10 protein-coding genes are annotated in these 10,572 nt (G+C 52.2%); 2 read left to right on the top strand and 8 right to left on the bottom strand.

The window, feature by feature from the left end:
* Positions 1–263 precede the first annotated feature (263 nt).
* The 3 genes from RUMCAL_RS03300 to RUMCAL_RS03310 form a co-directional block, all read right to left on the bottom strand.
* A complete protein-coding gene (locus RUMCAL_RS03300) occupies positions 264–743 on the bottom strand; it encodes a deoxycytidylate deaminase (protein WP_021681091.1) in 480 nt (159 codons plus the stop codon).
* Between the two features lie 12 nt (positions 744–755).
* On the bottom strand, positions 756–2,606 hold the full coding sequence (locus tag RUMCAL_RS03305) for a cellulase family glycosylhydrolase (protein ID WP_021681092.1): 1,851 nt from the start codon (positions 2,604–2,606) through the stop codon (positions 756–758).
* 156 nt (positions 2,607–2,762) lie between these two features.
* Entirely contained in the window at positions 2,763–3,875 is a 1,113-nt protein-coding gene (locus tag RUMCAL_RS03310) for a hypothetical protein (protein WP_040646771.1), read from the bottom strand.
* Positions 3,876–3,920: 45 nt separating this feature from the next.
* Between RUMCAL_RS03310 and RUMCAL_RS03315 the strand changes: the two genes are divergently transcribed.
* Complete coding sequence (locus RUMCAL_RS03315) at positions 3,921–4,247, top strand: YabP/YqfC family sporulation protein (RefSeq protein WP_021681095.1); 327 nt, start codon at positions 3,921–3,923, stop codon at positions 4,245–4,247.
* Positions 4,219–5,382, top strand: coding sequence for a sporulation protein YqfD (locus RUMCAL_RS03320; protein ID WP_021681096.1), 1,164 nt, complete (start codon positions 4,219–4,221; stop codon positions 5,380–5,382). Before RUMCAL_RS03315 ends, RUMCAL_RS03320 begins: the two co-directional genes overlap by 29 nt.
* An 84-nt stretch (positions 5,383–5,466) precedes the next feature.
* On the opposite strand, the gene rpoD is transcribed toward RUMCAL_RS03320, so the two are convergent.
* The 5 genes from rpoD to rpmE all read right to left on the bottom strand — a co-directional run bounded on the left by rpoD (position 5,467) and on the right by rpmE (position 10,367).
* The gene (gene rpoD, locus RUMCAL_RS03325; RefSeq protein WP_021681097.1) at positions 5,467–6,546 is read right to left on the bottom strand and encodes an RNA polymerase sigma factor RpoD; all 1,080 of its coding nucleotides are present in this window, start codon (positions 6,544–6,546) and stop codon (positions 5,467–5,469) included.
* Between the two features lie 17 nt (positions 6,547–6,563).
* Positions 6,564–8,300 carry a DNA primase gene (gene dnaG / locus RUMCAL_RS03330; RefSeq protein WP_040646774.1) on the bottom strand — a complete coding sequence of 579 codons (1,737 nt, stop codon included), beginning with the start codon at positions 8,298–8,300 and terminating at the stop codon, positions 6,564–6,566.
* Positions 8,301–8,328: 28 nt separating this feature from the next.
* The gene (locus RUMCAL_RS03335; protein WP_040646776.1) at positions 8,329–9,321 is read right to left on the bottom strand and encodes a deoxyguanosinetriphosphate triphosphohydrolase; all 993 of its coding nucleotides are present in this window, start codon (positions 9,319–9,321) and stop codon (positions 8,329–8,331) included.
* Positions 9,322–9,444: 123 nt separating this feature from the next.
* Positions 9,445–10,077: an IMPACT family protein gene (locus tag RUMCAL_RS03340; RefSeq protein ID WP_021681101.1), complete on the bottom strand. Its 633-nt coding sequence runs from the start codon at positions 10,075–10,077 to the stop codon at positions 9,445–9,447.
* Positions 10,078–10,166: 89 nt separating this feature from the next.
* Entirely contained in the window at positions 10,167–10,367 is a 201-nt protein-coding gene (gene rpmE, locus RUMCAL_RS03345) for a 50S ribosomal protein L31 (RefSeq protein WP_021681102.1), read from the bottom strand.
* Between the last annotated feature and the right edge of the window lie 205 nt (positions 10,368–10,572).

The following is a 10,572-nucleotide window of genomic DNA, read 5'->3' on the forward strand; positions in this document are numbered from 1 at the left end:
CAAAGCCGTCAGGCGGGCTTTATGCAGTGTTTTCCTAAGTTTATGATCTATTTTATTATAGCATATTTTCCGACAAAACACAAAGGAAAATTGAAAAAAACCAGAAAATTTTGAAATTAGGCATATTTCACAAAAAATATTGTTAAGAACCTGCTTTTGCAAGAAAAAATGTTGCTGCACATGGACAGAAAAAGACACCCTCTCACTTCAGAAATACCGGAAGGAGAGGGTGTCTGGAAATCTTTGTTTTATGTAGCGTTTCCTTAGAGCACCAATGTCATCTGTCGTTCCGTGTGGTGATACGGTCGGCAGGTCACACCAGTCAGCAGAAACATTCTCTGGGAGGCTTTCGTGGCATCAGAATCCGCATACTTGTTGTCGTAGTAGATGATTTCCCGAATGCCGCTTTGAATGATCGCCTTGGCACATTCATTGCAGGGGAACAGGGTAACATACAAACTGCACCCCTGTAGACTGCCGGCACTGCGGTTCAGAATGGCGTTCAGTTCCGCATGGCAGACAAAGGGATATTTCGTGTTGAGGAAATCACCCTCCCGTTCCCACGGCATGTCGTCATCGTTGCAGCCGGTAGGCATGCCGTTGTAGCCCACAGAAACGATTTTGTGTTCCTGATTGACAATGCAGGCACCTACCTGTGTGTTGCTGTCTTTGCTTCGCTGTGCCGAGAGCAGGGCAATGCCCATGAAATATTCGTCCCACGACAAATAATCGTCACGTTTCATCAGTCCACCGCCTTAGCTCGGGAATCCGCTGATTGCCTTTGACAGTACCTGCCGGTACAGAGCCAGATCCAGACCGTTCAGTGTGCCGTCGCCGTTCACATCGCCAGCCTTGAAGTCCTTGCCCTTGCTGTCTACCTTTTCTCCGGACAGATACTGGATCAGCAGGATCATGTCCTTGACGTTCACTGTACCGTCCAGCGTAATATCGCCGACAACCGTTTCCGGTGTGGTAGTTGTAGTGGTCGTTGTGCCGGCACTGGTCGTGCCCGACTGTATCGGCTTGGTATCGCCGTGGCTGCCCTTGCTGCCGCCGTCAATATTGCTGCCCTCCGAAGCATCATAAGAGCTGTAATAATCACTCAGGGAAATACTGGTGGAGCCGGTACCCAGTGCACGCTTGTGGTCAAGACTGATGTACTTGCCGCTTTCCTGTGTCTGCCAGAGGGACGGTTCAAACAGACTATACTTGTCATCGTCCCATGTGGAGAAGTCATAGCCCAGCAGACCGCCGGTGTCGCCGGAGTTCGGGTTCAGGCACCAGAAAGTGTGGTTGATGTGGTTGTTGATCATATAATCACGGAGCAGTTCCATCCACTTCTGGTTTTTGCCGCCGTCCATGTGACCGCCCCATTCGCCGATCAGCAGGGGAGCGATGTTCTGATCGTTGATGTATGCCCATGTGTCATACCAGTAGTCGTCCAGCAGGGTCTGCGTGGTGAAGTCCTTGTCAAACCATGTCTGGTTATAAACCGACGGACCGTAGTCGTGGGGAGAATATACGATCTGGCTGTTTCTGGAACCGGAGCCGAAGTCGATCGGATAATCCTTGACACCGCGGAGGTTGCCGCCCCACCATGCACCATACCACGGGGACTGGTCTGCCGGAGCCTGCCAGATGTCCGCAGTATCATAGGTGTAGCCCTTTTCTGTTTTCGGATACTGTTCCACACCCTCAATAAAGATCAAAGCGTTGGGGTTCACATCCAGAATAGAGTTGCCGCATTCTGTCGCAGAATATGCCCAGTTGTTCTGGTCGGTAGAATTGTCCCACTTGGCAATATCTTCAGGGCACTTGTTTCCGCTGTAGCCGCGTTTGCCGTGCGGTTCATTTTTCAGGTCGTAGCCGATGATGGTATCGTCATTGCTGTACTTTTCAGCCAGCCATGTGACAGAATCCTTCCACATATCCCATGTGATCTTTTCACCGGAAGCCGCACCAATAGCCATGGTGTCACCGTCAGAAGCGGCAGAAGTATAATACCACAGGTTGTAGTTGTGACCGGAGTTGTGCTCTGCGGGGCTGTGCACGTCGATCATGACTTTCAGACCGTAGTCCTTCATCTTCTGCATGATGACGTCGAAGATCTCCATACTGTTTTTCAGCGTCTTGCCGTCTTCCTTGACAAAGTCCTTGTTGGTGTTGACATAAGTACCAGCCTTGGTGACAGTGCCGTCCTCGCCCACCTGATCGGTCGGCGGCTCATAGCCGGCATTAACGGAGCTGACAGGATCCGGTGTGCCACGCATCCACGAAACCAGAAGTTCCGTGGAGATCGGCATACGAATCAGGTTGATACCGTGGTCGCCGACGGTTTTCAGGAATGCATCAATGTCAGTTGCGTACAGACCGTGTGCACAGTTTTCCGTGCAGTTGAAGCCGAACCAGTTTGCACCAGTCAGCCAGACCTGATTGCCGTTTGCATCGTAAAGCTTGCTGCCCTCTGCGTGCAGCCAGTCGTCGTTATTATCATCTGCGGCAGCAGCGGACAGGCTTGTCTGTACCACCGGAGCAGCGGAAGACAGACACGTTGCCAGCATCATGCCGGAAACGGCAGCTGCAGCAAGTTTCTTTTTGAGTTTCATGGATCAATATCCCCTTTCTGTAACTGTGCAGAAATTTTGTGCAATGCTCTGAAAGCGAGCACATTCATACTCTTTTATTATAGTATGTTCTGTCCAAAAAGTCAAGTGATTTCTAGAAAATTTTTATGCAGTGTTTCTTTGGGCAACACCGCATATTTATGAGGCATTCTTTTTTCTGCACGGAGATTGCTGCAGCTTCTGCTCCTCCCGAAAGACCAGCAGCATCATGCACAGCAGCATCAGAATCGGAAAAACTGGGTGAGCAGCCGTTTGCGGGGCTGCTGATGTTGTCAGCACCTGCTCCGATACAGCAATCGGGGAAAAATGCAGTACAGCAGCACAGATGCCGCCGGAGAGCAGTCCGGTAAAGCCCCGTGCCCAGACCAGCTTTCCGACGGAAATGGTTTTCCCTGTGACGGCACAAATTTGCAGCAGCACGCAGACACCGCCAAACGACAGCAGTCCTGCCAGCACCGGAATCCGCAGGGGAATCGGCAGCGGCAGTTCCACGCAGTTGGAGATCTCCAGTATGCTCCGCACCAGATCTGCTAGCGGAAATGACACTCCCAGTTGCTGCATCAGGGCAGTGCAGCAACGGAACAGTCCTGCCGCCTGGAATATGCCAGTCAGTGCCGCAAAACACAGGATCATGCCGCAGAGTTTTAACAGTGTCCGTCCGGCGGAGGTGACGGCAAACGTCAGCATTTGTGTGGAAAACGGGGCTATTGCATTGTTCCCATTCACCGGCGGCGAAATCGGCTTCCGGTGAAATAACAGAAAGCAGAGCAGGAGATTGGCGAACAGATTGGCAGAAAATATCAGCAGAAAGCAGGTTCTCCGGCAGGAAACCGTTCCCAGCAGTCCCAACAAAAACGCCGGTCCGCCGCCGTAGCAGACACAGAGCAGTCTGGACGCATCTTCCTTGGATAGGACACCCTGTTTTGTCAGTGTACAGAGCATGCTTGCTCCCACCGGATAACCGGCGAACTGGCTGAGCAGGAACAGGGCAAAATAAGATTCCGGCAGCCCGAACAAGGCGGTGCTGAACCGGCGAAGCGGCCGTGCCAACGCCTGCCAGGCACCGCTTTCCAGAAACAGCTGGGACAGAATCATCATGGCATACAACGACGGGATAATGACTGTCAGACAGCGGTTCACCGCAGTTTGCAGTTCTGCCTGTATCTGTCCGGCGAAACAGGTGCAGAGCACCAACAGTCCCAATAAGAAAAAAACGGTATACCACCGCAGGCGAAAAAGATGTGCAGTCATAAACGATCCCTCCTGTTCCATGGTATGTATAGCGGCACACATAATATGTTATGGATTCGCATAGACTTTGTCGAGGTGATGTTCATGGAGAACCGGCTGATTCAGGCAGGACGACGTGTGTTGCAGCTGGAAACACATCTGGAAATGCACAGCGATCGGGAAATTTTCATTGAGAATTGCCGCAGGATACTGGAATACAATGACATTCGAATTGTCCTGCAAACCACAGATCTGGTGCTGGAGATCTGGGGGAGCGAATTGCAGACGGACAGCCGTTCACCGGAAAGCCTGCGGATTCACGGAAAGATCCAGTCGATCACACTGACACCAAAGGGGGCACGCAATGGAACAGCATCTGCGGGGAGAGTATAAGGCGGCGGCAGCCGGCGGAAAATTGTATGCATTTATCAACGCCATGCAGAAAGCGGGGGTGTGCTGCCGGAAACAGCATTGTCAGGGAAACACATATCAGTTTCGCTTTTACGCAAAGCATTGCAAAACTGTACAGGAACTGGCACAGGCAAACGGGGTACAGCTGGAACTGACACCCTGCCGCACTCTGCAAAGCTTTCTGTACCGAAACCGTTTCCGGTTCGGGGTGCCGCTGGGAATTCTGCTTGCAGCGGGACTGCTGTTCTACGGTTCCAACATCGTCATGCAGATCGAGGTGATTGCCGACGACACCATTTCCACATCGGAGGTCACAGCAATTCTGGAAGAATGCGGCGTACAGCGGGGCAGCTGGATTCCGTCGATCGATTTCGGGCACTGTGAAAACAGGCTCTGCACTTCCGTAGAGGAAGCGGCATGGGTGGGCATGCGGCACACAGGAAATCGGCTGGTAGTGGAAATTCTGGAACGGACACCGGAACCGGAAATGCAGATGACCCGCAAGCCGTCCAACATCATTGCCGCACAGGACGGGCATATTGTTTCGGTGTCGATTTATCGGGGACAGCTGATGAAGCTGGTAGGGGAACCGGTGCGGAAAGGGGACTTGCTGGTCAGTGGGCTGTACACAGACGAAACCGGACACGTGGGAATTCGTCATGCCATGGGCAGCATTATCGGGCAGTATGAACAGACGGAGCAATTCTCCTGTCCCTACACCCAAGAACTCCGCCGTCCCACCGGTGCGGTGACCACGCGGAAGTATCTGGACTTGTTCACATGGCATCTGCCGCTGGGCAGTACAGATTCGCCCTATGCAGACAGTATCCGGACTTCCGGCTATCACTGGTTTTCTCTGTTCGGCAGGGAATTGCCGCTGGGAATCTATCAGGAGAGTTTTCACGAATACCGCACCCGTCTGCTGACCTTGACACCGGCAGAAGCCGCACAAAATGTGGAGGAGCAGATTCAGCGATATGAGGACAATTTTCTTGCACAGACGGAGATTCTGGAGAAAAAAACAACCGTCCTCGAAACCGAGGACGGCGTTACATATACAGTTATTTATACGCTGCAAGGCGAGATCGGTGTGCAGCAGGAATTATACTTACATTAAGGCAATACCGCACAATCTTTGTGCGGTATTGCCTTAAGTGAGCACTGCGTAAAGCCGTCAGGCAGGCTTTATGCAGTGTTTCCTTTAGTCCAAGAAATCCTTGACCTTCTTGCTGCGGCTGGGGTGACGCAGTTTCCGCAGAGCCTTTGCTTCGATCTGGCGAATACGCTCGCGGGTGACATCGAATTCCTTGCCCACTTCTTCCAGTGTGCGGGAACGACCGTCCTCCAGACCGAAACGCAGCCGCAGAACTTTCGCCTCACGGTCTGTCAGCGTGGAGAGCACTTCATTCAACTGCTCTTTCAGCAGCATCAGAGAAGCGGCATCTGCCGGAGCAGGAGCGTCGTCGTCCGGAATAAAGTCGCCCAGATGGCTGTCTTCTTCCTCACCAATCGGGGTTTCCAGAGAAACCGGATCCTGTGCAATTCGCATGATCTCCCGTACACGTTCTGCCGGCATTTCCAGCTTGTCTGCGATTTCTTCCGCAGACGGATCGTGACCGGTTTCGTGCAGCAGCTGGCTGGAAACCTTTTTGACCTTGGTAATGGTTTCCACCATGTGTACCGGAATACGAATGGTTCTTGCCTGATCGGCAATGGCACGGGTGATCGCCTGCCGGATCCACCATGTCGCATAGGTGGAGAACTTAAAGCCCTTGGTGTAGTCGAACTTTTCTACCGCCTTCAGCAGACCCAGATTGCCCTCCTGAATCAGATCCAGAAACTGCATACCTCTGCCCACATACTTCTTGGCGATGCTGACAACCAGACGCAGGTTTGCTTCGGACAGCCGCTTTTTCGCATAGCTGTCGCCCTCTGCCATACGCTTTGCCAACTCGGTTTCTTCGTCCGGAGAGAGCAGCGGCACACGGCCGATTTCTTTCAGATAAATTTTAACAGGGTCGTCAATGGCGATGCCCTCTGTAGAAAGGGTCATCTCCAGATCGTCGGACATGTTGAGATCATTGTCGTTCAACACGTCATCAGCAACAGAGTCGTCTACAATCTCAATATTCAGCTGTTCACAGCTGCTGATAATGGAGGCGAGCTGATCGGTGTCGAAGTCCAGTTCGTCCAATACATCGGTGATTTCCTTGGTGGTCAGTTTTCCGGTTGCTTTGCCCTGTTCCATCAGTGCATCAATAGTCATCTTTTTCTGTTCCATAGTATTGTTCCTCCTGTTTACCCGTCAGGGTGCTGCTTTTTCTGAATCAGTTTTAATAAGTCTTCATCAGTTTCGATTGCAGACGGCATATCGTTTTTCAGAGTACGAATGCAGTCCTTGACTTCTTCTGCTGTCACAGGGATCTCCTGATTGCGGGCAGAAATGCCGCTGAGCTTTCCCATTTCACTGTCGGAGAGCACATCGCCCATTGCTGAAAGGGAAAAGCCGGTTTGCCGCTTTACGCTGTCAGCAAATGCCTCAAGCACCTGCCGGTACAGCGGTGTAGGGAACGCGTCCGGCTGGATCTGTTCTATGATCCATGCCGACTCGTCCGGTCGGTTCAGCACGTAGCAAAGAATGCGTTCCTCCGCCTTGTACTCCCGCAGCGGAATTGCAGACTGCGGCTGCTGCGGTTCCGGTCGGACGGTGTGTTCAATAATATCTTTCCACGCCTGCGTAGAAGCCAACTTCTTTTTGCTGCGTATGGTGCGTTCCACCTGCTGATGCAGAACTTCTGCGGAGATCTCCCACTTATTCGCCGTGCGGGAGAGGTATACCTCCCGTTCCAGCGGGTTCTGAATTTCCGCCAGTACAGATACCACCCGTTTCAGAAGCTGTACTTTTCCGGCTTCCGTGTCGGGGTCTAATCCCTCTTTGCACCGGTCCAGCCGGAAATTGATGGCATCACCAGCGCTTTCCAGCAGCAGCCGGAAACGCTCTGAGCCGTATTTTTTGATGTATTCGTCCGGATCTTTTGCACCGGTCATGTGGAGAATGCGGGTGGCAATTCCCACCTCACTGAGCCGGTTGATCGCCTTCTGGGTTGCCTGCTGTCCGGGGCCGTCGCTGTCGTAGGCGATGACCACTTCCTTGGCAAATCTGGAGAGCTTTCGGGCGTGTTCCGGCGTGATCGCCGTTCCCAGCGTCGCCACCACATTGGAAAAGCCGGCTTGGTTGATCGCAATCACGTCCATATATCCTTCCGCCAGAATCATGATCGTGGAAGAACTGTCCTTGGCGAAATTGAGGGAGAACAGATTGCTGCCCTTGTCGAACACCGGTGTTTTTGCCGTGTTCAGATACTTTGGCTGGCTGTCGTCCAGCACTCTGCCGCCGAAGCCGATCACAGCTCCCCGCGTATCCACAATGGGGAACATCACACGTCCGCGAAAGGCATCATACAGATTTCCTTTGTTAGAACGGTGTGCCACATTTGCCAGAAGCAGTTCTTCCTCTGTGAACCCCTTTTGCAGCAGGTAGTCGGTCAGGGCATTCCAGCTGTCTGAAGCGTAGCCCAGTCCGTATTTTTTTATCGTTTCCGGTTTCAGCTGGCGGGAAATGAAATATTGCAGCCCGCGTTTGTCGCTGCCGGAAATGAGATTCCGGAAATAGAAATTTGCAGTTTCCCGATTGACTGCGAACATGCGGGTGCGGAGATATGCACGGCGGTCTGCCTCCCGATCGGTAGGCACTTGCAGACCGCATCGTTCCGCCAGCTGCTTGACTGCATCGGTAAATTCCAGATTGTCCATGCGGCGAACCCACGTAATGACATCGCCGCCAGCCCCGCAGCCGAAGCAGTAGAAGCTCTGGGTTTCCGGAAAAATGGTACAGGACGGTGATTTTTCAGAGTGAAACGGACAGTTGCAAACATAGTGTCTGCCCCGCCGGATCAGATTGACGTAGTTGCCGGCAATCGTTTCCATGGGGCATGCTGCCCGAATCTGTTCCAAAAAGTCATTGCTGTATGTCATTGTTTGTCACCGCCTTTTTGGAACAAGATCATGATTTCCAACTTTTCGGAATGAATAATTCCTGATACAGATCCACGGCATAGCCATCGCTCATGCCGGAAATATAGTCGCATACCGCACGGTGCACATCTTCCTTTTCTGCAATTGCCAGATATTCCGGCGGCATCAGGGAAGCGTGGGAAATAAAGTAGGTATACAGCGTTTCCAGCAGCAGCTTTGCCTTGTTTTCCTCCTGCTTGGCGATGGGATTATAGTATACCCGTTCAAACAGGAAAGCATGCAGCTTGTCGTGCATTGCCTGAATCTCCGGAGCCATGCCAATGGTTTCCGAACCGTGCTCCACCACGGCTCCCACCAGACAGGTGATGCGTTTGGTCTTGGTGTCACCCAATACTTCCAATACATCTTTGGGAAGTTCTTCTTTTTGCAAAATGCCGGCACGAATCGCGTCCTCAATGTCGTGGTTCATGTAGGCAATGCGGTCTGCCACACGGACAACGTTGCCCTCTTTGGTATCTGCCACCCGATTGGTATGGCAGAGAATGCCGTTGCGGACTTCTGCCGTCAGATTCAGTCCCTGCCCGTGCTTCTCAATCAGGTCAACTACACGAAGGCTCTGCTCATAGTGCCGGTACCCGTGGGGGCAGATGCTGTTGAGAATAGATTCTCCGCTGTGCCCGAAAGGCGAATGTCCCAGATCGTGCCCCAGTGCAATGGCTTCGGTCAAATCCTCGTTGAGCCGCAGAGCACGGGAAATGGTACGGGCAACTTGTGCGACTTCCAGCGTATGGGTAAGACGAGTGCGGTAGTGATCTCCGGCAGGGGAAAGGAAAACCTGTGTTTTCCGCTTGAGCCGCCGGAACGAGTTACAGTGCAGGATACGATCGCGGTCCCGTTGGAACTCCGTCCGATAGGGACAGGGCGGTTCCGGACGAAGCCGGCGGGCGTGTCCGATGTTTGGGCATGCGTCCGGTGAAAGGTATTCCAGTTCCTGTTGTTCCAGTTGTTCACGAATGGTCATGGCACATCACCTCCGAAAAGGGCAGGGGTTATTCAAGGCGAAACAGGCAAGTCAGTGCCGTGCCGCCTCAATGCTTCCTTTATATATACGCAGGAAATTGCAAAACTCCTCTTTTTTCGAAAATTATTTTTTCGCCTTGGAAAAGTCTGCGTATTGCAGCCCGCCGGAAACGATCTCCACCTGTCCGCTGGTCAGGTCGATCAGTTCCTTTTTCAGGGGTTCCCACAGGGTATCCCGCACCAGCAGTTTCAGCTCTACCTGATCTTCAAAGATCGTGTCCAGCTGGAGAATATCTTCCTGCGGCAGGTGGTACGCGATTTTCCCGTACAGGGCATAGTCCGTCTGAATGGAAACCGGATAGCAGGGGAGCATGACTTTGACCTGTGCATTTTCAATGGCGAGGGCAGTGCTGTGAGAGTATGCCCGCACCAACCCGTTCGCTCCCAGCAGCACGCCGCCGAAATATCGGGTGACCACACAGCAAATATCCGTCAGTCCGTTTTTTTGCAGCACGTCCAGAATCGGCATGCCGGCAGTGCCCTGCGGTTCGCCGTCGTCAGAATAGCGGGAAGCGTTGCCTTCCCGCAGCAGATAAGCGTAGACATTGTGCCTCGCTCTGCGGTGCTGTTTGCGGACATTTTCAATGGCTTCCACAGCATCTTCCTGCGTGCGTACCGGAAAAAGCTGGGCAATAAATTCCGATTTTTTCTCCACAAACGAAGCCGATACCGGTGCGGCAATGGTACGATATTCCATTCTTGTATCTACCTCCACGTAGACAAAAAAGGACGGTAAACAAAATACCGTCCCTTTTCCATTGTCGTGTTCGAAAAATGTAATCTGAATTAGTCCAGATTGAAACGCTTCTTGAAACGATCTACGCGTCCGCCTGTGTCAACCAGCTTCTGCTTGCCGGTGAAGAACGGGTGGCACTTCGAGCAGATTTCGACCTTGATGTCCTTCTTGGTGGACATGGTTTCCATTACGTTGCCGCAGTGGCAGGTGATGGTGGTCTTTTCAAAATTCGGATGAATGCCTTCTCTCATGGGGTTTCACCTCCTGTATCTGTTGTTTGTATCAACAGCAGCCCATCGGCCATTGTGCCGACAGTAGTCCTGTGAATCTCTGATTTTTTGCGGCATAGCCGCCACAGTTTCTTATTATATCATAGAACGAAAGACTTGTCAAGCCTTTTTTTCAAAAAATATTTCTTTTTCTGTATGTGTTAAAATGAGGTGAGCCAAAAAAAGA

The sequence above is a fragment of the Ruminococcus callidus ATCC 27760 genome, from assembly GCF_000468015.1.
Classification (GTDB): domain Bacteria; phylum Bacillota; class Clostridia; order Oscillospirales; family Ruminococcaceae; genus Ruminococcus_C; species Ruminococcus_C callidus.